The organism is Lentzea sp. NBC_00516 (assembly GCF_036346835.1).
GTDB lineage: Bacteria > Actinomycetota > Actinomycetes > Mycobacteriales > Pseudonocardiaceae > Lentzea > Lentzea sokolovensis.
On sequence record NZ_CP107840.1, the window covers coordinates 4,124,950 to 4,147,529 of the forward strand.

Annotated in this window: 27 protein-coding genes and 1 pseudogene; 11 read left to right on the forward strand and 17 right to left on the reverse strand. The window is 69.1% G+C overall.

The window, feature by feature from the left end; all coding sequences use genetic code 11:
- Positions 1-13: 13 nt before the first annotated feature.
- From OG205_RS18270 to OG205_RS18280, 3 genes are all read right to left on the reverse strand, one after another.
- Positions 14-283 (reverse strand): hypothetical protein, encoded by a 270-nt coding sequence (locus tag OG205_RS18270; protein WP_093588095.1) that lies wholly within the window; start codon positions 281-283, stop codon positions 14-16.
- Positions 280-672, reverse strand: a complete 393-nt coding sequence (locus tag OG205_RS18275) for a DUF948 domain-containing protein (protein ID WP_319973263.1) — start codon at positions 670-672, stop codon at positions 280-282. Before OG205_RS18275 ends, OG205_RS18270 begins: the two co-directional genes overlap by 4 nt.
- Positions 673-765: 93 nt before the next feature.
- A complete protein-coding gene (locus tag OG205_RS18280) occupies positions 766-1,260 on the reverse strand; it encodes a DinB family protein (protein WP_330277443.1) in 495 nt (164 codons plus the stop codon).
- A gap of 152 nt (positions 1,261-1,412) precedes the next feature.
- Here OG205_RS18280 and OG205_RS18285 point away from each other — a divergent pair, with 152 nt between their 5' ends.
- A complete protein-coding gene (locus tag OG205_RS18285; protein ID WP_330277444.1) occupies positions 1,413-1,991 on the forward strand; it encodes a GNAT family N-acetyltransferase in 579 nt (192 codons plus the stop codon).
- Here OG205_RS18285 and OG205_RS18290 read toward each other — a convergent pair.
- From OG205_RS18290 to OG205_RS18315, 6 genes are all read right to left on the reverse strand, one after another.
- Complete coding sequence (locus tag OG205_RS18290; RefSeq protein ID WP_330277445.1) at positions 1,988-2,623, reverse strand: maleylpyruvate isomerase N-terminal domain-containing protein; 636 nt, start codon at positions 2,621-2,623, stop codon at positions 1,988-1,990. The genes OG205_RS18285 and OG205_RS18290 overlap by 4 nt on opposite strands.
- A 10-nt stretch (positions 2,624-2,633) precedes the next feature.
- Positions 2,634-3,107 carry a DUF6346 domain-containing protein gene (locus OG205_RS18295; RefSeq protein ID WP_330277446.1) on the reverse strand — a complete coding sequence of 158 codons (474 nt, stop codon included), beginning with the start codon at positions 3,105-3,107 and terminating at the stop codon, positions 2,634-2,636.
- Positions 3,104-4,108 carry a hypothetical protein gene (locus OG205_RS18300; protein ID WP_330277447.1) on the reverse strand — a complete coding sequence of 335 codons (1,005 nt, stop codon included), beginning with the start codon at positions 4,106-4,108 and terminating at the stop codon, positions 3,104-3,106. The genes OG205_RS18295 and OG205_RS18300 overlap by 4 nt, the downstream gene beginning before the upstream one ends.
- The gene (locus OG205_RS18305) at positions 4,105-4,407 is read right to left on the reverse strand and encodes a hypothetical protein (RefSeq protein ID WP_330277448.1); all 303 of its coding nucleotides are present in this window, start codon (positions 4,405-4,407) and stop codon (positions 4,105-4,107) included. The genes OG205_RS18300 and OG205_RS18305 overlap by 4 nt, the downstream gene beginning before the upstream one ends.
- Positions 4,404-4,901, reverse strand: a complete 498-nt coding sequence (locus OG205_RS18310) for a YbaB/EbfC family nucleoid-associated protein (protein ID WP_330277449.1) — start codon at positions 4,899-4,901, stop codon at positions 4,404-4,406. Before OG205_RS18310 ends, OG205_RS18305 begins: the two co-directional genes overlap by 4 nt.
- Before the next feature lie 72 nt (positions 4,902-4,973).
- Complete coding sequence (locus tag OG205_RS18315) at positions 4,974-6,323, reverse strand: replication-associated recombination protein A (RefSeq protein WP_330277450.1); 1,350 nt, start codon at positions 6,321-6,323, stop codon at positions 4,974-4,976.
- Between the two features lie 37 nt (positions 6,324-6,360).
- On the opposite strand from OG205_RS18315, the gene OG205_RS18320 reads away from it, so the two are divergent.
- From OG205_RS18320 to OG205_RS18345, 6 genes are all read left to right on the forward strand, one after another.
- Positions 6,361-6,939, forward strand: coding sequence for a uridine kinase family protein (locus tag OG205_RS18320; protein ID WP_330277451.1), 579 nt, complete (start codon positions 6,361-6,363; stop codon positions 6,937-6,939).
- A gap of 70 nt (positions 6,940-7,009) precedes the next feature.
- Positions 7,010-8,005 carry a hypothetical protein gene (locus OG205_RS18325; RefSeq protein ID WP_330277452.1) on the forward strand — a complete coding sequence of 332 codons (996 nt, stop codon included), beginning with the start codon at positions 7,010-7,012 and terminating at the stop codon, positions 8,003-8,005.
- Complete coding sequence (locus tag OG205_RS18330) at positions 7,992-8,591, forward strand: DUF4129 domain-containing protein (protein ID WP_330277453.1); 600 nt, start codon at positions 7,992-7,994, stop codon at positions 8,589-8,591. The genes OG205_RS18325 and OG205_RS18330 overlap by 14 nt, the downstream gene beginning before the upstream one ends.
- Positions 8,588-9,619 carry a DUF4350 domain-containing protein gene (locus tag OG205_RS18335; protein WP_330277454.1) on the forward strand — a complete coding sequence of 344 codons (1,032 nt, stop codon included), beginning with the start codon at positions 8,588-8,590 and terminating at the stop codon, positions 9,617-9,619. Before OG205_RS18330 ends, OG205_RS18335 begins: the two co-directional genes overlap by 4 nt.
- Positions 9,616-10,578 (forward strand): AAA family ATPase, encoded by a 963-nt coding sequence (locus tag OG205_RS18340; protein WP_330277455.1) that lies wholly within the window; start codon positions 9,616-9,618, stop codon positions 10,576-10,578. The genes OG205_RS18335 and OG205_RS18340 overlap by 4 nt, the downstream gene beginning before the upstream one ends.
- Position 10,579: 1 nt before the next feature.
- Positions 10,580-11,869: a DUF58 domain-containing protein gene (locus OG205_RS18345; protein ID WP_330277456.1), complete on the forward strand. Its 1,290-nt coding sequence runs from the start codon at positions 10,580-10,582 to the stop codon at positions 11,867-11,869.
- Here OG205_RS18345 and OG205_RS18350 read toward each other — a convergent pair.
- Entirely contained in the window at positions 11,866-12,873 is a 1,008-nt protein-coding gene (locus OG205_RS18350) for a stage II sporulation protein M (RefSeq protein WP_330277457.1), read from the reverse strand. The two genes, OG205_RS18345 and OG205_RS18350, sit on opposite strands and share 4 nt — an antisense overlap.
- A gap of 19 nt (positions 12,874-12,892) precedes the next feature.
- On the opposite strand from OG205_RS18350, the gene OG205_RS18355 reads away from it, so the two are divergent.
- Entirely contained in the window at positions 12,893-13,624 is a 732-nt protein-coding gene (locus tag OG205_RS18355) for an RDD family protein (protein WP_330277458.1), read from the forward strand.
- Here OG205_RS18355 and OG205_RS18360 read toward each other — a convergent pair.
- Both OG205_RS18360 and OG205_RS18365 read right to left on the reverse strand, forming a co-directional pair.
- Positions 13,621-14,526, reverse strand: coding sequence for a phosphotransferase (locus OG205_RS18360; RefSeq protein ID WP_330277459.1), 906 nt, complete (start codon positions 14,524-14,526; stop codon positions 13,621-13,623). The genes OG205_RS18355 and OG205_RS18360 overlap by 4 nt on opposite strands.
- Positions 14,523-14,939 (reverse strand): nuclear transport factor 2 family protein, encoded by a 417-nt coding sequence (locus OG205_RS18365; RefSeq protein ID WP_330277460.1) that lies wholly within the window; start codon positions 14,937-14,939, stop codon positions 14,523-14,525. Before OG205_RS18365 ends, OG205_RS18360 begins: the two co-directional genes overlap by 4 nt.
- A 76-nt stretch (positions 14,940-15,015) precedes the next feature.
- Between OG205_RS18365 and OG205_RS18370 the strand changes: the two genes are divergently transcribed.
- Complete coding sequence (locus OG205_RS18370) at positions 15,016-15,531, forward strand: TetR/AcrR family transcriptional regulator (protein ID WP_330277461.1); 516 nt, start codon at positions 15,016-15,018, stop codon at positions 15,529-15,531.
- Here OG205_RS18370 and OG205_RS18375 read toward each other — a convergent pair.
- The 4 genes and pseudogenes from OG205_RS18375 to OG205_RS18390 all read right to left on the reverse strand — a co-directional run bounded on the left by OG205_RS18375 (position 15,510) and on the right by OG205_RS18390 (position 17,892).
- A complete protein-coding gene (locus OG205_RS18375; protein WP_442916825.1) occupies positions 15,510-16,301 on the reverse strand; it encodes an energy-coupling factor ABC transporter ATP-binding protein in 792 nt (263 codons plus the stop codon). The two genes, OG205_RS18370 and OG205_RS18375, sit on opposite strands and share 22 nt — an antisense overlap.
- Positions 16,290-16,928 (reverse strand): annotated as a pseudogene (gene cbiQ, locus OG205_RS18380) (cobalt ECF transporter T component CbiQ); the annotation flags it as partial. The gene OG205_RS18375 and the pseudogene cbiQ, both read right to left, overlap by 12 nt.
- A complete protein-coding gene (locus OG205_RS18385; protein WP_330277462.1) occupies positions 16,928-17,209 on the reverse strand; it encodes a PDGLE domain-containing protein in 282 nt (93 codons plus the stop codon). The gene OG205_RS18385 and the pseudogene cbiQ, both read right to left, overlap by 1 nt.
- Positions 17,206-17,892, reverse strand: a complete 687-nt coding sequence (locus tag OG205_RS18390) for an energy-coupling factor ABC transporter permease (protein ID WP_330277463.1) — start codon at positions 17,890-17,892, stop codon at positions 17,206-17,208. The genes OG205_RS18385 and OG205_RS18390 overlap by 4 nt, the downstream gene beginning before the upstream one ends.
- A 299-nt stretch (positions 17,893-18,191) precedes the next feature.
- On the opposite strand from OG205_RS18390, the gene OG205_RS18395 reads away from it, so the two are divergent.
- Positions 18,192-20,288 (forward strand): glycosyl hydrolase family 95 catalytic domain-containing protein, encoded by a 2,097-nt coding sequence (locus tag OG205_RS18395; RefSeq protein WP_330277464.1) that lies wholly within the window; start codon positions 18,192-18,194, stop codon positions 20,286-20,288.
- A 50-nt stretch (positions 20,289-20,338) separates the two neighbouring features.
- Positions 20,339-21,688 (forward strand): pyridoxal phosphate-dependent decarboxylase family protein, encoded by a 1,350-nt coding sequence (locus tag OG205_RS18400; RefSeq protein WP_330277465.1) that lies wholly within the window; start codon positions 20,339-20,341, stop codon positions 21,686-21,688.
- Positions 21,689-21,782: 94 nt separating this feature from the next.
- On the opposite strand, the gene OG205_RS18405 is transcribed toward OG205_RS18400, so the two are convergent.
- Positions 21,783-22,358, reverse strand: a complete 576-nt coding sequence (locus OG205_RS18405) for a MarR family winged helix-turn-helix transcriptional regulator (protein WP_319973287.1) — start codon at positions 22,356-22,358, stop codon at positions 21,783-21,785.
- Positions 22,359-22,580 lie beyond the last annotated feature (222 nt).

Consider the following 22,580-nt stretch of genomic DNA (forward strand, 5'->3'; position numbering starts at 1 on the left):
GGGGCGAACGGCGCTAGTGCTTCCCGTTCGCCCTGGGCGCTCGGCGCCCTGGCGTGAATCCCGTCTGACGTTCCACGGTGTCCTGCAACTCCTGTTCCCGTTCGGCCATCCCCGCGCGCACCTCGGCCCCGAAGGAACCGATGGCGCCGGCGAGTTCGCGCAGGCCTTCACCCACGTTAGTGCCGATACCGGCCGGAGTCGCCTGCTTTGCGACCTCGGCGGCCTTCTTCGCGGCGAACAGCCCCGCGGCGGCGCCCAGGCCGAACCAGAAGAGACGGCTCACCTGGCACCCCGCTTCAGGCGGCGCTTGGCGTGCTTGTTCGGCTGCTCGGCGGCTTTGCGGCGGGCCTTGACGGCCTTGCTCACGCCGTAGGACAGCGCGGCGGCCTTGACCAGCGGCCCGCCCAGCGTGGCGGTGAACAGGCTGGTGAGCGCGGAGACGTTGCCGGTGACGGCGCGCGCGTTGGCCGTGATGCCGTCGACGCGCTCAAGCTGCGTGTTCACGTGCGTGAGCGTCGTGTTGGCCTCGACGAACAACGGGTCCGTGTTCTCGTGGGCCTTGCGCATCGCGATCGTGGCCTCGTCGAAGAAACGCGCCGCCTTGATCGCCACGATCCCCACGATGAGCACGAGCAGCACGAAGGCACCGGCGGCGAGCCACCCTGGCGACACGGATCCTCCTGGTGAACAGGCGTTCGGGCTTGGTTGCGGGTGAGATTACCGGGTAGGTCCGACACCCGACCGAGGGGCACCATTTGTTGATCTTCAGCGACCGGTGGCGCCGTCGATCTGCTCGCGGATGATGTCGGCGTGGCCCGCGTGCCGGGCGGTCTCGGTGGTCATGTGCGCGAGTACCCACCGCAGCGTCTTCGACACGCCTTCGACCGGCGTCACCATCAGCGCCCCGGGATGGCCGGCCGCCTCGATCACCCCGTCGCTGCCGGCGATCGCCGCGCGGTAGTCCGCGATCACCGTCGCCGCGTCGCGTTCGGCGGGCACGGTCATGCCGAACTCGGTGTCCGCGGACCACTCGGCGCCCGCGAGGTGGTAGCCGAACCAGTAGCGCTCGGCTTCGGCCAGGTGCTGGATCAGACCCAGGATCGACGTGCCACTGGCGACCATCGGCCGCCGCAGCTCCTCGTCGGTCAGCCCCTCCGCCTTCTTGAGGACGCAGTGCCGCTGGAACTTGAGGAACTCGTGCGCGACGTCGAGCTCTCCTGTGTCGACGCGCGGCACCGGTTCGCGCTGGGTCTCCGGCATGGCGGTCAACCTACGCACCTCCAATTGGGACGGACCACTCATTGACTCACGGCCGTCACAGCCTGTGAAATACCCGTCACACAGGGCTTGACAGCTCGGTCCTGCACAGCGTGAAGTTAGGCAACCCTAAGTTGACCCGTGCAGGAGGCCCAGTGAAGCCGGTGTCGCACCTGGACTCCTATCGGCCCCAGATCACGGCGGGCCCACCGCCCGTTCCGGACCTGTCGATGCCGTGGGAGGCCCGTGTCGCCCGTGCGGACGGCTACGACCTGCACCTCGTGCACCGCTGGAACCAGGCACCGCACGTGGCGGCGTTCTGGCGGCAGGCATGGACGTTGCCGCAGTGGGAACGCCGGCTCGAAGAACAACTGGCGGGAGACGACGACCGGCCGTTGCTGATCAGCTGGCACGGCCGCCCGGTGATCTACGCCGAGGTCTACCGCGCTGCCAGGCACGCCGTCGCGCGTTGCTACCAGGCCCGGCCGCACGACCTCGGGCTGAACCTCGCGGTCGGCGACCTGGCCATGACCGACCGCGGACTCGTGCGGTCGCTGCTCCCCCGGCTCACCGACGCGCTGTTCGAGGCCGACCCGCACTGCACGCGAATCGTGCTGGAACCGGACGTGCGCAACACTCGCGCCATCAGGTCGTTCGAGGCAGGCGGTTTCGTGGCAGCGGACGAGATCATGCTGCCGGGCAAGCTCGCACTGCTGATGGTCTGCCGCCGCTAGAACGCCGTGATGTCCTGCGGTGCGCGTTCCTTACGACTGAGCGCGCGCACCACGTCGATCGCGCGGTGCTTGTTGAGCGCCATGCGGGTCAGCAGGTCGATGACGGCCTCGTTGACGCGGCGCGGGAACTCGGGCGTCTCCAGCCCGACGCTCACCGCGAGGTCGTCCGAGTGCACGACGAACTCCATCAGCCTGCTGAGCAGGTACTCGTCCAGCGGCACCGCCCACGGCCCCCAGTGCGGCATCCGGACGCCCCGGTTCTCCATGCCCGGCAACGTCTTCGCGAGTTCGTCGAGGGTCTGCTCGAACCGGTCGCACAGGGCCGAGTGTCCCTCCGCCGCCAGCTTCTCGCCGCCCGCGCGGATGCGGGTGTGGAACTCGGAGCCGACGTCCAGATCGGTCCACTTCGCCCGCTCGTAGTGCTCCATCAGCCCGACGACCGGCTCGTCGCCCGCGGGGGTCCCGATCATGCCCGGCAGCGGCAGGGCCTGGTAGGCGACGTGCCCGGCGAGGCCGCTGACCCCGAACTCCGGCAGGGCGCTGGGCCGGTCCCAGTTCGCCGCGACCTGCTGGTGGCGCAGGAGGTCCAGGGCGATGCGGGCGGTGGTCAGGAAGTCTTCTCTGATCGTCACCTCGCCGAAGCTACGCGATACTTCCCGATCGCCCGACGGAATTCTCCGCGATGTGCTTGCGGCTCAACAACCACAGCATCGCGGCCATCAGCAGGATCCAGCCGATGACGGTCCCGGCCAACGCGAGCGGGGCGAGGTTCGGGTAGCGCTCGGTGTCCGAATCGGCCACCAGGTTCCGGCCGTTGTGCGTCGTCGCGACCGGGACCTGGACGCCGATGTGCTCCGGGGTGAGGAAACCCCGTGACTCCATGGTGCGCGCCGGCCCACCGTGTGCGCTGACGTCGACCTGGCAGACGTACCAGGCCTGGAAGCCACCGGTCAGCGTGATCGGATCCTGCCGCTCACACGACCTCGCCACCCCGACGAGTGTGCTGGTGCCGCTGGCTTCGATCTGGTCGCCCAGGTGGGTCCAGACCGTGGCCGCCGTGAGGTACCCGAGCGGCGGCATCACGAAGAGGACGAACAGGAATCCGAGGAGCTTCATCCACCCTGCTTCTGTTCTGGCTCCGAGTCGAACAGGTCGCCCGACTGACTGTCGAACACCTTGCCCGCCTCCTTGCCCAGGTCGACACCCAGCTTCGGCACGGAGTCGGCGGGCGCGGACTTCACCCCGTCCACGACGTGCTTCTTCGCCTCGCTCACCCCGTGCTCGAGCGCGTCCAAGTTGGTGGCCTTGCTGGTGATGGCGTTGGCCACGGAGAAGTTCGTCGCGCCGGTCCGCACTCCCTTGGACAACTTGGTCAGCGCGTTCATGGCGCCCTGAAAGACGTTCTCCAGCTTGCTGAACAGGCCGGTGGCGTTGCTGAACGCCTTCGAGAGCTTCTTGCACCAGCTCAGGGCCTTGTTCGCGTACTTGACGGCCGTCGCGGTGCATTCGGCGATCGCACCGGCGACACCCGCGCCGAACGCGGCCATGGCCGGGGCCCAGCGGATGCAGATGCTGATCAGCTTGCCGACGGCTTCGGAGATCAGGTCGCGGACAATGCCGCGCACCACGTTGAGGATGGTCTTGCAGACGTTGACGAGCACGGAGATGCCCTGCGCGCCGGTCGCGACGGAGCCGTACGTGTCCGCCTTGTCGACGCCGAACCGCTCGTACGCCCGGAACTCCTCGCCGGTCCACTGGCCGCTGTCGGTCTTCACCCACTGCTTGAGGTCGGTGGAGACCTGTTCGACGTGGTTGGCGATGTTGCCCCACGTCTTGGACATCGCGTCGAGCTGTTGCTGGTCGCCGGTGAGCCAGTCGAGCGGCTCCCGCAGGAACGGGACGTGCTCGATCAGCCAGCCGAAGCCCGCGCCGATCAGACCGGCGAGCGGGTCCGCCAGGAAACCCGCCACGCCCATCGCGCCGCCCGCCGCGTTCATCAGGCCCTCGGCCCAGTTGCCCTGGCTGATGGCGGAGAACGTCTCGGCGGCGTCGTGCGCCAGGCCGAGGCCCTCGGTCGCCTTGGTCTCCTCGCCTGCGACTTTCAGCGGGTTCGTCATTTCCGGTACATCCCGTCGAGATCGGCCGCCCGCGCCTGTTCGTTGGTCCTGATGTGCAATGCCATGTCCGCGAACTCGCGGTGGTGCGCGACCGCCGAGTCCGCGGCCTTCTCGATGGCGTTGGCGGCCAGGGCCGACGCGCCCGCGCAGATGCCCGCGAGCGGCATGCCCAGCAGGCCGAACGCCGTCGCGTCCATGGTCGCGTTCGCGGACGTGACCGCGGTGTTGATGCGGGCGCCGATGTCGTCGAGCTTGCCCAGGTGCGCCTTCATCTCGGCTTCGTCGCTGGCGTGGTTCATCGCAGGTACCCGCCGTCGCCGAAATCCTCGTCCTCTTCGGACGGACGGGGTGCGCGGGGCGGGCGCGGGACCGGCGGGTGGTCGTCCTCGATCTGGCCGAGGCCAGACTGCGGCGGACCCCACGACGGGCGTTCGGGCTCGGCGGGCGGCTGGGCACTGCGGAGCTTGTCCATCATCATGTGCATCGCCTCGGAGTCCGCGCCCATCAACGGCGTCATGGCCTCCTGCACCGTCGACGCGACACGCCCCTGCGCGGCCTGCACGACCCGCAGCACCTCGCGGCCGACCGTGTCGCCGTCCTTGCGCTGCAGGGCGTTGCCGAGCCGGAGGTCCACCAGGTTGCCGGCGTCGTTGACGGTCACCGAGATCTGGCCGTCCGCGCTGCGTTCGGTGACCTGCAACGTCGCCAGCGTCTCGCGAATCGCGTCGCTGCGCCGTTGTGCCTCGGCGAGCGTCCCCTCGTAGTTCGCGAGGATCCGGTCAGGATCAGTCATCGTCGCCCCTGGTGTACGTGCAGTCACCCAACGCGACCAGATACTAGTCCGAACAGAGCAACGGCACGCGGCCTACTCGCCCCGGATCACGCGGCGCAGCCGAGGCAGCCGTTCCGCCACGGCGCGTTCGTTGCCACGCCCGGTCGGCTCGTAGTAGTCGCGTCCCACCAGGTCGTCCGGCGCGTACTGCTGCGTCAGCACACCGTCCGGCACGTCGTGCGGATAGCGGTAGCCCTGCGCGTTGCCCAGCTTCGCCGCGCCCGCGTAGTGGCCATCGCGCAGATGCGCTGGCACGGAACCGATGGCGCCCTTGCGGACGTCCTCGATGGCGGTGTGGATCGCGGTGGTGACGGCGTTCGACTTCGGCGCGGTGGCGAGGTGGATCGTGGCCTGCGCGAGGTTCAGGGTGCATTCGGGCAGGCCGATGAGCTGCACGGCCTGGGCCGCCGCCACGCACGTCTGCAGCGCCGTCGGATCGGCCATGCCGACGTCCTCGCTGGCGTGGATCACCAGACGGCGCGCGATGAAGCGCGGGTCCTCGCCCGCCTCGATCATGCGCGCGAGGTAGTGCAGGGCCGCGTCCACGTCCGAGCCGCGGATCGACTTGATGAACGCCGACGTCACGTCGTAGTGCTGGTCGCCGTCGCGGTCGTAGCGCACCGCCGCCTTGTCCACAGTGGACTCCAGCAGCGACAGCGTGATCACGCCCTCGTTGGACGCCAGCGCCGAGTCCGCCGCCGCCTCCAGCGCTGTCAGGGAGCGGCGGGCGTCACCGCCTGCCAGGCGGATCAGGTGGTCCTCGGCGTCGGGTTCCAGCACCACGGAACCGCCCAGGCCGCGTTCGTCGGACACCGCGCGCTTGATGACCGAACGCACGCCGTCGTCGGTCAACGACTTGAGCTGCAACACGAGCGAACGCGACAGCAAGGGCGACACGACCGAGAAGAACGGGTTCTCCGTGGTGGCCGCGACGAGCAGCACGATCCGGTCCTCGACCGCGCCGAGCAGGGCGTCCTGCTGCGTCTTGGAGAACCGGTGCACCTCGTCGATGAACAGGACGGTCGACTCGCCGGAGCGGACCAGGCGGCGCCGGGCCTCGTCGATGACCGACCGCACCTCCTTGACCCCGGCCGACAGCGCGCTCAAAGCCACGAACCGGCGGCCGGTCGCCTTCGACACCAGCGTCGCGAGGGTCGTCTTGCCGGTGCCGGGAGGGCCGTAGAGCATCACGGACGCCGGCGTGGCGCCCTCGACCAGGCGGCGCAGCGGCGCGCCCGGCCCGAGCAGGTGGTCCTGGCCGACGACCTCGTCCAGCGTGACCGGACGCATCCGCACGGCCAGCGGGGCGTTGGCCGCGATGCGCTCGGCCTTCTCCTCGTCGGTCGCGCCGAAGAGGCCCTCGTCGAACAGACCTTCGCTCATGCGTTCGAGCCTAAGTCATGTGCGAGGATCGCGTTCCGTGCCCATCCCTCGTGCCGTGCTGCTCGCCGGACCTTCCGGCTCAGGCAAGTCGACACTCGCCGCCCACCTCGGCTGGCCCGTGCTGCGCCTGGACGACTTCTACCGCGACGGCGACGACCCGCTGCTGCCCCGCGACGAGCACGGCAGGGCCGACTGGGACGACATCGGCTCGTGGAACGCGGACAAGGCGCTGCGGGCGATCATCGAGCTGTCGAACACCGGCAGGGTCGAGGCGCCGGTGTACTCGATCAGCGAGGACCGCGCGGTCGGCACTCAGACGATCGAGCTCGGCGACGCGCCCGCGTTCATCGCGGAGGGGCTGTTCGCGGACCTGCTGGTCCAGGGCGCCCGGGAGGCGGGGGTGCTGCGGGACGCGATCGTGCTCGCGCCGAGTCCGCCCGTCACGTTCGTGCGCCGGTTCGCCCGCGACGTCGCCGAGGCCCGCAAACCGGTGCCGACGCTGGTCAGGCGCGGGTTGCGGCTGATGCGCGAGCAGCCTCAGGTGGTCAAACGATGTGTCAACGCGGGCATGCGGCGCACGACACCGGCCAAGGCGCGGACCGAGCTCGTTTCGTGATCGGGTTCGCCAGTGGCGTGGGCGCTGATCTGGCAGGATGCCGCTCACACCACGACCGGGGGTAGCCGAGATGTCCGAAACGCCCGGCTGGTCCTCACCGGACCAGCCATCGAACCAGCCGCAGCAGCCGGGGCAGCAGCCGCCGCCGCAGTACGGCTACAACGCCCCGCCGCCGCCCGGAGCGCAGCCGACGATCAAGCCCGGTGTGATCCCGCTGCGCCCGCTGGCGGTCGGTGAGATCGTCGACGGCGCCATCACGACGATGCGCCGCTACCCGAAGCTGATCATCGGCGCGGCCGCCGTCGTCGCCGCGGTCACGCAGATCGTCGGCCTGCTGGTGCAGCTGCCGTTCCTCGACGACCTCACCGCCGTCGTGACGCTCGACCCGAACTCGGTTACGCAGGAACAGGCGATCGACCAGTTCACCAGCGCCATCACCGGCTTCCTGACCGGCACGCTGCTCAGCGTCTTCCTGCTGCTGCTCGGCACCGTGTTCCTGTCGGGCTTCATCACCGTCATCGTGGGCCACGCCGTGCTGGGCAAGCCGGTCACGTTCGCGCAGGCGTGGGAGGAGTTCAAGCCGCGGCTGCTCCCGCTGCTCGGCGCGACGCTGCTCTCCGGTCTCGTGATCACCGTCGGCCTGATCCTGTGCATCGTGCCCGGCGTCTGGCTGTGGGTGCTGTTCGCCCTGGTCACGCCCGCGCTGGTGCTGGAGCGCTGCGGCGTCACCACCGCGTTCGGCCGTTCGAAGAAGCTCGTGGACGGCGCCTGGTGGCGGACGTTCGGCATCCTGCTGCTCACCGTCGTGATCGGCTGGGTGATCAGCTGGATCATCAGCCTGCCGTTCGGTCTGCTGGGCGCGGCGACGACCGGGTTCTCGCCCGACCCCACGGCGGCGCTGAGCATCGGCTCGCTGATCCTGTCGACCATCGGCGCGATCATCGCCTCGACGATCACGCTGCCGTTCAGCTCCGCGGTGACCGTGCTGCTCTACGTCGACCGCCGGATGCGTTCCGAGGGCATGGACATCGAACTCCAGCGGGCCGCGGGGCATGGCGGTAGCTGACGTACCGGTAGATCTCGGCCGCGACGAGGCGAGGGAGGCGGCCGCCCGGGAGCTCAGCGACCCGGCGTACGTCTCCGACGACCCGAACCCGCTGCAACGCGCCATCGAGTGGATCCTCGACCGCCTCGGCGAGCTCTTCGCCGGGGCGGGTGGCATGAGCGGCCTCACCGCGATCGTGATCATCGTGGCCGTGGTGGTGCTGATCGTGATCGTCATCCGGCTCCGCGTCGGACGCACGGGCCGTGTGCTGCGTTCGGGCGCCAAGGTGTTCGGTTCCACTGTCATGACGGCCGCGGAGCACCGGGCAGCCGCCGAAAAGGCCGCGGCCGCCGGTGACCTGGCCGAGGCCGTGCGCGAACGCTTCCGTGCCGTGGTGCGCGAACTGGAGCAACGCGGCGTGCTCGACGCACGAGCCGGACGGACCGTGGACGAGGTCGCTTTCGAGGCAGGCCAGGCACTTCCGGCGCTCGCGGTCGACCTGCGCGGCGCGGCGATGCAGTTCGACGACGTCTGGTACGGCGGCAGGACCGCGACCGCGGAGGGGTATCAGGCGTTGGTCTCCGTGGACGGCAAGGTGCGCGGATGACGACGGTCTCCCCCGACGCCGGGCGGATCTGGACGGCCGCGCGCGGGCCGTTGCTCATCGGCGTGATCATCCTCTTCACCGCGGTCGTGATCACGCTGGTGCGCGGCAGCGGCGAGGGCGGGTCGTTCGACCCCCGCTCGTTCCGGCCGGAGGGCAGCCACGCGGTCGCCGACCTGCTGGAGCAGAACGGTGTGCGCGTCGAGCTCACCGACGACGCGTCCTCTGTGGACGGTGCGACGCTGTTCGTGACGCAGCCGAACCTCATCGACCCGGAACGGCTCGCGGACCTGAGCCGCCGGGCCTCCGCGACCGTGCTCCTCGCGCCCGCGACCGGGGTGAGCCGGCTGGAGCCCGAGACCAGGCAGCCGGGCTGCCCGCTGGCGGCCAAGGCGGGCGCCGCGACCACGGGCGGGTTCGTCTACGAGGGCGAACAACGGTGCTACGACTCGACTTTGGTGCGCACCGGCACCGTGACGATGATCGGCTACGGCGGGATCTTCACCAACCGCGACATCGACTCCGAGGGCAACGCGGCGCTCGCGTTGTCGTTGCTGGGCCAGCACGAACGGCTGGTCTGGTACGTGCCGTCGGCGGCGGACAGGTCGCAGCAGAAGACGCTGACCGACCTGGTCTCGGACGGCTGGAAGTTCGCCGCCCTGCAGCTCGGCATCGCGGCCGTGCTGATCGCCCTGTGGCGGGCGCGCAGGCTCGGCCGGGTGGTGCCCGAACGGCTTCCGGTCGTGGTGCGCGCCGCCGAGACCGTGGAAGGCAGGGCGCGGCTGTATCGACGGTCGCACGCCGCCGCACACGCCGCTTCGGTGCTGCGGCAGGCGACTCGGGACCGGTTGGCGCCGCTGCTGGGGGTGCCGGTGGGGGACGATCCGTCCGAGGAGATCGCCCGCAGGACTTCGCGTCCCGTCACTTCGGTGCGGGCGCTGCTGTACGACGAGGGGTCGGTGGACGACCGGGGGCTGGTCGCGCTGGCAACTGATCTGGACGCTCTGGAGGACGAGGTGCGCAAGGCATGACGGCTGTGGTCACCACCGAGGAAGCCCGCACGGCGCTGGTGGCGTTGCGCGCGGAGATCGGCAAGGCCGTGGTGGGCAACGACGCCGCCGTGACGTCGTTGATCCTCGCGTTGCTGTGCAAGGGACACGTGCTGTTGGAAGGTGTTCCGGGCGTTGCGAAGACGTTGCTCGTGCGTGCTCTTGCGCGCGCGTTGGACCTGACCACGACGCGTGTGCAGTTCACGCCGGACCTGATGCCCGGCGACCTGACGGGTTCGCTGGTCTACGACTCGCACAACGCGGCGTTCTCGTTCCGCGAGGGCCCGGTCTTCACGAACCTGCTGCTCGCCGACGAGATCAACCGGACGCCGCCGAAGACGCAGGCCGCGCTGCTGGAGGCGATGGAGGAACGGCAGGTCTCCGCCGACGGCAAGACCCGGCCGCTGCCCTCGCCGTTCATCGTCGTGGCGACGCAGAACCCGGTGGAGCACGAGGGCACGTACCCGTTGCCCGAGGCGCAGCTGGACCGGTTCCTGCTGAAGGTGACGATGCCGATTCCCGCGCGGGAGCACGAGATCGACGTGCTGACGCGCCACGCGTCCGGGTTCGATCCGCGTGACCTGTCCTCGTTGCAGCCGGTGGCGAGTGCTGCGCACCTGGAGGCCGGTGGGGCGGCCGTGCGCGCGTTGACCGTGGCGCCCGAGGTGATCGCGTACGTCGTGGACGTGTGCCGTGCGACTCGTCAGTCTCCGGCTGTCCGCCTGGGCGTTTCTCCGCGTGGTGCAACGGCTCTGCTCGCTGCCGCGCGCGCGTGGGCGTGGCTCTCGGGCCGTGACTACGTGACGCCGGATGACGTGAAGTCGTTGGCCCGCCCTGCTCTGCGGCATCGCCTGGAGCTGCGTCCGGAGGCCGAGCTGGAGGGCGTGACGGCGGACGGCGTGCTGGACGGCGTGCTCGGCGCGGTTCAGGTGCCGCGCTGACGTGGCGCTCACGGGTCGCGCGGGCCTGCTCGCGCTCATCGGGGTTCTCGTCGTCGGACTCCTCTTGCCGTCGTGGCAAGGGATTCTCGTCGTGCTCGGTGTCTTGGTGCTGTGCGTGGCGGCTGACTTGCTGTTGGCTGCCGGCGTCCGGCCGTTGACGTTCTCGCGTGCGGGAGCGACCTCGGTGCGCACGGGCGAGCTGTGCTCTGTTCAGCTCACCGTGCACAACCCCGGCCGTCGGCTGCGTGGTGTTCTTCGTGACGCGTGGGCGCCTTCTGCCGGTGTGGTCTCTGACCGCGTTCCGATTGATGTGCCTGCTGGTGGCTCGCGTGTGTTGTCTTTCGAGCTACGGCCTGTGCGTCGCGGCGATCGCACGGCGGACCGTGTGACCGTGCGTTCCCTCGGCCCGTTGGGCATCGCGGCACGGCAAGGCTCGCACGTCGTGCCGTGGACCGTGCGCGCGTTGCCGCCGTTCCACAGCCGCCGTCATCTCCCGCCTCTGTTGGAACGCCTGCGTGAACTAGACGGCCGCCGTGCGTCGTTGATCCGTGGCGCCGGCACGGAGTTCGACTCGCTACGCACGTACGTCATCGGTGACGACGTGCGTTCCATCGACTGGCGTGCGTCGGCTCGTTCGACGGACGTGGTGGTGCGCACCTGGCGTCCGGAACGCGACCGTCAGGTGACGATCGTGCTGGACACCGCCCGCACGTCCGCGAGCCGCGTCGAGGGCGCCCTGGGCGGCCTGCCGCGTCTGGACACGTCGATGGACGCCGTGTTGTTGTTGTCCGCCTTGGCATCGCAGGCCCGCGACCAGGTGGACTTCCTGGCGTTCAGCCACAAGGTCCGCGCCTCGGTCCCCCGCGCCACGCTGCCGGTCCTGGTGCAGGCCATGGGACCGCTGGAAGCCGAACTGGTCGAGTTCGACGCCCGCGCCGCCGTGGCCGAGGTCCTGCGCCGCGCCGGACGCCGCTCTCTGGTCGTGCTGCTGACGTCGTTGGAGCCGTCGATCGAGCACGGCCTGCTGCCGCTGCTACCGACGCTGGCCTCACGACATCATCTGCTGATCGCCTCGGTGTCCGACCCGGCCGTGCACGCGATGGCCGCCGGACGTGGCGACCTGGAGGCCGTCTACACGGCTGCTGCCGCGGAACGCACTCTGGCCGAACGCCGCCGTCTCACCGCGTTGCTCGCACGGCACGGAGTCGACGTCGTCGACGCACTGCCCGATGACCTGCCACGCGCTCTCGCGGACCGCTATCTCTCGTTGAAGGCCGCGGGCAAGCTCTAGACAGCGACCGGCGCGACGTCCTCACGTTCGCTCGCGTCCACGTCGCCCGTCTCGCCCTGCTGCACGGCCCGCCGCCCGATCACGAAGACGTACAACAGGAACAGCACCTCCGCGACCACGCCGATGCCGACGCGCGCCCACGTCGGCAGGCCGGACGGCGTCACAAAGCCTTCCAGCACACCGGAGACCAGCAGCACCACGACCAGTCCGAGCGCCACGGCGACGACTGATCGTCCTTCCGCGGCAAGGGCTTGGGCCCTTGTGCGCTTGCCGGGGTCGATCACCTGCCACCCGAGCCGCATACCGATGCCCGCCGCCACGAACACGGCCGTGAGCTCCAACAACCCGTGCGGCGCCAACAGCCCGAGGAACAGCTCACCGCGCCCCGCGCCGAACATCAGTCCGATGCCGACGGCGACGTTCACGGCGTTGGTGAAGAGCAGGTAGATCGGCGGAATCGCGAACAGCACACCGAGCAACAGGCACGCGGCGGTCATCCACGCGTTGTTGGTCCACACCTTCGCCGCGAACGACCCGGCGGGATCGCTGGAGTAGTAGGACTCGTAGCCGCCGCCGACCTTGGTCATCTCGCGCAGCTCGTCCGGCGCGGCGATGGCGGCCTGCACGTCGGGGTTGGAGGCGATCCACGCGGCGATGATGCCGGTGACCAGGTAGAACGCGACGCCGGCCGGCACCCACCAGCGCCAGCCGAGGTAGATGGCCGCGGGCAGCCGGTGCGTGAAGAAGCGCGTGAAGACCCGCCAGGCCGGCGTGTGCGTGCCCGTCAGCGCCGACCGCGCCTGCGCGACCAGCGACGACAACCGTTCGACCGTGGCCGGGTCCGGGGTCTGGCTGCGCACGATCGACAGGTGCGTCGTGACGCGCTGGTAGAGCTCGATCAGCTCGTCGGCCTCGGCACCGGTGAGCCTGCCGGAGCGCTTGACCAGCTTCTCGAGCCGCTGCCACGACTCGCGATGGCGATCGATGAACACGTCCAGATCCACGATGAGTCACACTATCCGCGTGGGGGACCTCGTCACCGGTGAAGCCGTAGTTCTGGACCTGCGCGTCGCACAGCTCGCGAGCAGGGCCGTCGCGTTCGCGTTCGACGTGGCCGTGCAGTTCGGCCTGCTGCTGCTCGTGTCACTGCTCGTGCCGATCGGCTTCGACGACGCGCTGCAAACAGCCCTCGCGCTGTCCCTGACGGTGCTCGTCCTGATCGGCTACCCGACCGCCGTCGAGTCGCTGTCCCGCGGCCGCTCGCTGGGCAAACTCGTGATGGGCCTGCGCGTGGTGCGCGACGACGGCGGCGCCATCCGCTTCCGCCACGCCCTGGTGCGCGCGCTCGGCGGTTTCTTCGTGGACTTCTGGGCACTCGGCATGGGCGGCGCGGTCGCACTGTTCGTGTCGCTGTTCTCCCCGCAGGGCAAGCGGGTCGGCGACTACCTCGCGGGCACCGTCGTGATCCACACTCGCGTGCCGAAGCAACAGGTGGAACTCGCCACGATGCCGCCGCAGCTCGCCGACTGGGCGTCCGGCCTGGACCTGTCGCAACTGCCGGACGAGCTGGTGCTGGCGGCGCGGCAGTACCTGAGCCGGTATCACGAGCTGACCGAGCAGGCGCGGTGGGATCTGGGGTCGCGACTGTCGGACGACGTCGGGACCGCGATCCGGTCGCCGCGCGTCGAGTACACGCACCCGCATCCGTACCTGTCGGCGGTGCTGGCGGAACGCCGGCGTCGCGCGGCCAGCTAGGCGTTCGCCAGCCGCAGGCGTTCGGCCCCCTGCTCCCGCACGGCGTCACCGGACGGCGTCGGATCGCCGTGCAGCACCTCCCAGCGTGCGTTGTGCAAGGCGGTCCACATGCTCCCGGCCCACGCGATCTCCATCTCCTCCAAGGAGAACGCACGCCCACGGACCTGCTGATAGGTCTCGATGAACGCCGAAGAACATTCCAGGGGCACAAGACTGGGAGGCGACGCGTTGGCGAACGCGCCGGAGGCCGCTCCGACAAGGGCGGCCTCGGGTTGCCACGCCAGGCTGTCCCAGTCGTGCACGGCCAGCACCGAACCGTCGTGCCAGCGCAGGTTCTGCGCCTCGAAGTCGGTGTGGCCCAGCACGCACGGCAGCGAAGTGGCCAACAGCCGCGCACGCACACGAGTAGCCGCTTCGAGAACGAACGGTGGCACGACGCTCTGGTCCCGCGCGTCGAGGAAGTCGATCGCCGGCCACACCCCGGGATCCGTGTGGTCCCAACGAGCCCAGCGCGGTGACGGCAGCGGTGGTGGCACGGACACGTCGGCCAGCAACGCCATCAAGGAAGCGAACACGGCCGCGTAGCGCCGGGCAATGTCGGGCGAGGAACCGAGCAGCATCTCCCCGCCGGGCAACGACGATTCGGCGTGCACGGCCAGCCCGTCCGCGAACACGACCGGCGTGAGCGGGCGGGGGCACGGAAACCCCCGCTCCGCCAACACTCCCTGCGCGGCCAGGCACGACACGGCTCGGCCGTCGTCCTCGCGGGCCTTCACGTAGACCTCGCGGCCGTCGGCCAGAAGCAGGCCGTGGACCGACGAGATCGACACCCGCTCGTAGAGCACCTCGGACACCGGGCTTCCCAGCTCCGCGACGCACCAGGCGGCGAGGTCGAAGGTCATACGCCCAGCAGCTCGGTCAGCAGCAACGGGTTCATGTAGTCGTCGTAGCGGACGATCTCGCCATCGCGCAAGTGGATGATCGCGACGGCGGTGAACGTGTAGTAGTCCTGCTTCACCTTCGACCAGCCGCGGTGGGTGATCTCGGCGACCGCGACGGACGGGTCGTTGGTGCGCCAGCACTGGGCTTCGACGCTCTGGATCTCGATCCTGTCGCGCACGGCGGCGCCGCGGACCTGGCCGAAGTACGCGCGGATCTCCTCGCGGCCCTTGATCTCCTCCGGCTGGAAGTGCGTCGGGAAGCGGTAGGCCATCACCCCGTCCTCGGCGAAGAGGTCGGCGAACTGGCTGTGCGTCTGCTCCCCCGCGACCATGCGGCGGACGTGGTCGACGATCTGCTCGGGCGTGCGTGTCATGGCTTCATCCCCACAGTAGAATCGGAACGGTGACCCCGGTTATGACGATACGGAACGCACGCCCCGGTTGGCAACGATGAGGGCCGATGCGGCGCGGAATCGCGAGAAGGTGCTGGACGCGGCACGGGAGCTGTTCGCCACCCAGGGGTTCGAGGTGCCGCTGGACGAGATCGCCGGTAGGGCGGGGGTCGGGCCCGGCACGGTCTACCGGCACTTCCCGACGAAGCAGGCGTTGTTCCAGGCCGTCACGGAGACGCGGGTGTCGGCCATGATCGCGTCGGCCGACGCGCCCGCGGACGATCCCCGGCAAGCGCTGTTCGCGTTCCTCACCAAGATGGCGGACGAGGCGTCGGTGAAGCGGGACATGTCCGACGCGATCACCGTGTCACCCGAGCTGCGCAAGAGCCTGCACAAGGCGTTGGGCGGGCTTCTTCGCCGAGCCCAGGAAGCGGGAACGGTCCGCGCCGACGTCACGGCCACGGACCTCGTGGTGCTCATGAAGGGGATGCTGCAGAGCATGCACGACGGGGCGAATCCCGCCGTGCTGCTGGAGATCGTGCTGAAAGGACTTCAGTCGAGCCGGAACCCGTAGGGCAACTCCAACCGATGGCGCGCCAACAGAGCGCTGTCGGCGAGGATCTCGCGGGTGGGGCCGTCCGCCACGACCACGCCGTCGTCGATCAGCACGCTGCGAGGGCAGATCTGCAACGCGAACGGCAGGTCGTGCGTGACCATGAGCATGGTGGGGGCCAACGAGAGCAGCAGCTCCGCCAGTTCGCGGCGGGCCACCGGTTCGAGGTTCGCCGACGGCTCGTCCAGCACCAGGATCTCCGGCGAGCAGGCCAGTACCGAGGCCAGCGCGACGCGGCGTCGCTGGCCGCCGGACAGGTGCAGCGGGGAGCGGTCCGCGACCGACTCCATTCCCACCGCGCTCAACGCCTTCAGCACCCGCGCGTCCACATCGGACATGCCGAAGTTGCGTGGGCCGAACGCGACGTCCTCGCCGACCGTCGGGCAGAACAGCTGGTCGTCGGGGTCCTGGAAGACGAGTCCGACGCGGCGGCGGATCTCGCGCAGGTTCTGCTTGCGGACCTCCAGCCCGGCGATCGAGATCGAGCCGGAGCCGCCGCCGAGAACTCCGTTGAGGTGCAACGCGAACGTGGTCTTGCCGGCGCCGTTCGGGCCGAGCACCGCGACGCGTTCGCCGTGGTCGACGCGCAGGTCGACGCCGAACAACGCCTGGTGCCCGTCCGGATACGCGAAGGCCAGCTTCGAGACCTCCAGCGCCGGAGCCACCACGGTCTCGGGAACGATGGTCGCCGAGCCTCCTCCCGGATTGCCCGTCCAGCCACGCGACACCATCGCGAGATGCACCCTCTCTCCGCGTTCGTAGGACCGGATGAACAGCGTGCCGACCGACCGGGCGACCGCGCCCGCCTGCCACAGGAACCGCGGGTCGTCGCCGCGCGAGATGCGGGCGACGCGCATGCGCTTCGCCTCGCCCACGACGACTTCGCCGTACCGGAGCATCAGGGTCGCGATCATGATCAACGGCGCGGGCACCCGCAACGTCTGCAGGCCGCGCAGCAACTCCCCCGGTGCGGTCGTGGCAGCCAGGGTCAGGCTGATCAGCACACCCAGCGTGCCTTTGGCGAGGATGTTCCAGCCCGCCAAAGAGCCTTCGACCGACACGGAGAAGCCGAGGAAGTCGGTGCGCGGGTCCGTGCCGAAGATCGGCAGCAGGAACGCGAGCACCACGAACGGCGCCTCGATCACCGCGCGCTTGAGAAACCACAGCACGGGGACCTGAGCGGCGAACCACACCGCGACGATCACCAGCAGGTACAGCCCGAACAGCGGGAACAGCGTGCGCGGGGTCGCCACGACGCCCAGCACCGCCCCGAACGCCACGAGGATCTTCACGTGGGGCGCGAGGCGGTGCACCGGCGAGTCGCCGGCGTGGTGCAGGACGTCGTGGCCGCCGCTCATCAGGCGTCGGACTTCTTGCGCAGCACCCAGAACAGGCCGAACGACAGGCCCAGCACCACGATCACGCCGAGCACGCCCGCGAGGCCGGTGAACTTGTCGTCACCGCCGAGCGCGTAGTCGGCGAACGTGCTGCCGGAGAACGGGTGCTCCTGCGCGTGCTCGGCGATTCCGGTGTCCTCGACGGTCTTGTCCAGGCCGTCCGGGTCGCCGGACGCGAAGTACGAGAGCACGCCCGCGATCAGCAGTGACACGAAGACGAACCCGATGGCGAACTTCTTCACGGCCGGACCTCCAGCGGCTTGCGGCTGCCCTTGAGCAGGTAGACGAGGTCAGGCCGGATCGACGCGACCGAGGTGACGGTGACGGCGGTGATCAGGCCCTCACCGATGCCGATCAGCGCGTGCAGCCCCCACATCAGCAGCGCGACCTTGCCGATCTCCACGCCGCCCGCGCCCCCGATCGCGTACTCGACGATGAAGCCGGTCGCGGCGACCACCGTGTTGACGAACGCCGAGATGAACGCGACGGCGAACAGCCCGCCCTTGCCCCGTTCGGCGATCTTGCGCAGGGCGACGGCGACCAGGAACCCGGTCGCGGTGCCGATCAGCGCCATGTTGGTGACGTTCGCGCCCAGCGCGGTGAGGCCGCCGTCCGCGAACAGCAGCGCCTGCACCACCAGCACGATCGTCACGCACAGCGCGCCGACCCACGGGCCGACGAGGATCGCGGCGAGCGCGCCGCCGAGCAGGTGCCCGGACGCGCCGGGCAGGATCGGGAAGTTGATCATCTGGACGGCGAAGATGAACGTGGCCACCAGGCCCGCCATCGGCGCCGTGCGGTCGTCGAGGTCCGCACGGGCCTTGACCAACGCGAACCCGACGCCCACCGCCGCGAGGACGAGGAAGGCGACCGACACCGGCGCGTTCAGCAGACCGTCGCTCATGTGCATGGCAACAGGTGACATGAACCGTCACGCTAATTGCCCGACCTCGGCTATGGCTAGGACTGTGCAACAACGATTTGCGGGCAAGAAGGGCGTTGATCGTCACAGGCTCGCTAGTCATCGGATGATTTCTGCGGTTAGATCCGTTCCGCCGCCGCCACGGCACGGAGGGACGAACAGTGACAGAGCTGTCGCGTAGAACCTTTTTGTACGGGACGGGCGCGGCCGTGGGGGCCTCCGCACTCGGGGTGGGCTCCGCCGTCGCAGCGCCGGAAACATCGGGTCACAACGTGCACCGGGACGTGGTCCGCGATGCCCGCATGGAGTGGAGGAAACTGCCGCAGAACTGGGGCGACAGTCCGTTCCTCGCCAACGGATTCCTGGGCGTCCAGGTCTACGCGGGCCGCACCGCGAACGAGCTGAAGCTCATGCTCAGCCACTCGGAGGTCCAGGACCAGCGCGAACACTGGGAAGCCGCGGTCGGCCTGTCCCGGCTGCCGATCGGGTACCTGACCCTGGGGTTCGCCGGCGCGATCACCGCCGTCGACTGGACGCTCGACCTGTGGAACGCCGAGCTCACCGGCTCGGTGACGACCACGCAGGGCAGCGCCACGTTCACGATGCTCGTGCACAACTCGCGCAGCACGTTCCTCGCCTCCGTCAAAGGCGAGGCGACCTGGGGTTTCCAGCCGCTGGAGTCGTCTACGACCCGCCAGATCCGCAGGCCGGCCGACTACACGGCCAACCCCACCGCGACCCTGGGCACGGCCAACGGCGTCTCCTACGCCGCCCAGCCGCTGCTCGCGGGCGGCGGCTACACAACGGCCTGGCAGACCCGCAACGGCCGGTTCGCGGCGCACGTTGCGTACACACACCCTGCGGACACGCACACGTCCGACGCGATCCGTGAGGTGCGGCAGGCGCTCGCGATCCCGTCCGAGGTGCTGGCGCTGCAGCATCGCCGCTGGTGGAACGCCTACTTCGCGAAGTCGCTGGTGTCCGTGCCGGACAAGCTCGTGCAGCGCTTCTACTGGTTGCAGCTCTACAAGATGGCCGCGGCGACGAGGAACGACGCGCCCGTCATCTCCGAATGGGGCCCGTGGTTCCCCGAGCAGGGCAACAGCTGGACGGCCGTGTGGTGGAACCTCAACGTCCAGATCTCGTATCCGCTGATCAACGGCTCGAACCACCACGAACTCGACGCGGTGACGACGACGTTGAAGCGGTTCGAGCACAACCTCGAGCTCAACGTGAACCCCGCTTACCGCGACGGGAACTCGTACGCGATCTGCCACCCCGGCGACCGCACGCTGCGGTCCGGGCCGCGCTACTGCGGCGTTCCGGGCGTCGCGCCGAACGACCATACGGGCAATCTTCTGTGGGCCTGCCACAACGTCTGGCTGGGCTACCGGCACACGATGGACAAGAAGATCCTCAAGGACGTCCTCTTCCCGATCCTGACGAAGGCGGTCAACTACTACGCCCGCTTCCTCGTCGAGGGCACGGACGGCAAGCTGCATCTGCCGGAGACGCGCTCACCGGAGTACGCGAACGCCACGGACACGACGTACGACCTCTCGCTGATCCGCTGGGGCGTGCGCACGTTGCTGTCCATCGAGGAGAACGCGCGCTGGCGCGATATCGCCACCAGGCTCGTGCCCTACCACCTGGGTCCGAACGGCGCGTTGATCGGCAAGGACGTGTCGCTCAACGACTCGCACCGGCACTTCTCGCACATGCTCTGGTTCTACCCGTTGCGCGAACTGACCTATGACATGCCGGAGCACCGCGACCTGATCAACAAGACGTTCGACCACTGGGTGTCGCGGCAGCAGGCGTGGGCCGGGTACAGCTACGGGGCCGCGTCCGCGATGGCGTCGGCGATGGGCCGGCCGGAGGAGGCGCTCCAGTTCCTGCGCTACTTCCTCGACCGCAAACAGGTCGGCACGAACGCCGTGCTGACCGAGAACACCTTCTACCGCGAGGGAGGCAACCTCGCGATCGAGTCGCCGCTGATGTCCGGTCAGGCCGTGCTGGAAATGATGGTCCAGTCTCACAACAACGTCGTGCGCGTCTTCCCGTCCGTTTCGTCCACATGGGCCGATGCGTCCATCTCGTCGTTGCGCACGCAAGGAGCGTTCCTTGTGGACGCTTCCCGTTCCTCCGGACGGACGGACTGGATCAAGGTCCATTCGGAGGCGGGCTCGCCTTTGCTTCTGGAGCACGGGATCGCGGGCGACATCGACGTCCGCGACACGTGGGGACGACGCCTCGACTACAAGACGCGCGGATCGGCCATCGAGATCCCGCTTCGTCGAGGTCAGAGCGCCGTGGTGTCGCGTCGCGGCACACGTCCTGACGTCTCAGCACGTGATGTGAAAGCGAACGGCTCGTCTTCGCGCTGGGGTCTGCCGTAACGTCCAAATTCGAACATTCGGATTTCGCGTGTGGACGAGTGGAGTGTGCGGTGGATCTTCAGCACTGGCTCAACGAGGCGTTGGCCAACCACGAGAAGTGGACGGCCGACTACGGCACCTTCACACCTCACTCGTCCCTGCAGGTCGACCCGGCGCTCTTCGGTTCGGCGCTCGCGGAGCTGCAGGACCGGCTGCGCGACAACTACCCGTTCTTCCACCCGCGCTACGCGGGACAGATGCTCAAGCCGCCGCATCCGGCGGCCGTCGTGGGCTACCTGTCCGCGATGCTGATCAACCCGAACAACCACGCCCTCGACGGCGGCCCCGCGACCGCCGCGATGGAACGCGAGGTCGTCTCGGACCTGGCGACGATGTTCGGTTACGGCGATCAGCACCTCGGCCACCTGACCTCCAGCGGCACGATCGCGAACCTCGAAGCGCTCTTCGTGGCCCGTTCGCTGCATCCGACCCGTGGCGTCGCGTACTCCTCCGAGGCGCACTACACGCACTCACGGATGTGCGGGGTCCTCGGTATCGAGGGTTTCCCTGTCGCCGTGGACGGCCTAGGTCGCATGGATCTGGACTCGCTCGAAGACCTCTTGAAGACCGGCAAGGTCGGAACCGTCGTCGTCACCCCGGGAACTACCGCTTTGGGTGCCATCGAACCGGTGCATCTTGTACTGGACGTCGCACGCCGATACGACGCACGGGTGCATGTGGACGGTGCGTACGGCGGCTTCTTCACGTTGCTCGCGGGCACCGATCTCGCGCCCGAGCCGTGGGAGGCCATCGGCTCGTGCGACTCCGTGGTGGTGGACCCGCACAAGCACGGTCTACAGCCCTACGGCTGCGGCGCGGTCCTGTTCCGCGACCCGTCCGTGGGCCACTTCTACCTGCACGACTCCCCCTACACGTACTTCACGTCCGACGAGATGCACCTGGGCGAGATCAGCCTGGAGTGCTCCCGCGCGGGCGCCGCGGCGGCCGGGCTCTGGCTGACGCTGCGGCTGCTGCCGTTGACGCGCGACGGTCTGGGCGAGGTGCTGGCGGCCGGACGGCGGGCGGCCGTGCGGTGGGCGTCGATCATCCGCGAGTCCGAGGCCCTGGAGCTCTACCAGGAGCCTGAGCTGGACATCGTCACGTACTTCCCGCGGACCGACCCGCTGACCCTGTCCGCGGTGGACGCCGCCTCCCACCGCGTGATGGAGACGGGCATGAACGCGGCCGTCGACCCGATCTTCCTGAGCGTGGCACGGGCGTCGAAGACCGCGTTCGCCGCCCGGCATCCCGAGGTGGAGGCCGATGTGGACGGTGCGCGGGTGCTGCGCAGCGTGCTGATGAAGCCGGAGTCCGAGGACTACCTCGACACCCTGCACGCACGGGTGCTGAGCCTGCTCTGAGCGCTGGTCAGGGCCTTGCCCTCTGACCGGGCAGACCTCGATTCAACGCCAAATTGGGCGACTCACCCCCGGTGAGTCGCCCAAGGGCGTCGAGTCAGCCGTGCTTGGCGCGCCGACCGGATCGGCGCGGCGGCAGCGGCGTGTCTCCGCGAAGGTCGAGCCGGCGCTGCTCGCCGTTGGCCTCGAGGTGCGTCACCATGCGGCGCAGCATCTCGGCCAGCGACTGGGCCTCCGACGACTCCAGCGAACCGCTGACGAAGACCTCCTCCTCGTTGAACTTGGGGAAGAGGTCGGCCATCAGTTCTTCACCCTCAGGGGTGAGTCGCAGGACCGCCAGACGCCCATCGGTCGGGTGGCCCAGGCGCTCCAGCAGGCCCCGTGACTGCAGCGTCTTGGCGACGCCCGTCAAGGTGCCCTTGGAGATACCCGCCTCCTCGGCGACGTAGCGCGTCTCCATCTCGCCCCAGATCCACACGACCCAGAGCACGACGAAGCCGGTCCAGGTCAGATCGCTGGTGCGCAGCACCGAGTTCTCGAGGTGCTGGCGAATCGCGGTCGCGGCGCGGTGGATGTTCGACACCGCCGCCATCTGCTCGCGATGCAGCGGCACCGCACCGAGCTTGGCCTGGACGGCCTTCTCGGTCTCGGCAATCGTGTGGTGACCAGACAACTCAAAGTCTCCCGTGCTCGAGCTCAGGTGTTCCCGGCACAATACTTGCGGTTCCGAACTATGTCTGTGATGTGGCGCGAGTCGGTCCGCAACCACTTTGATCACGATCCCACATCGTGCATGATCTCGTGACGGTCGTCACCCGTCCAGTTACGGACTGTTGCCCCGTGGTGGACGATGAGTGTGGAGCACCGAACGGGGACCAATGGCGGTCTTTGCTCC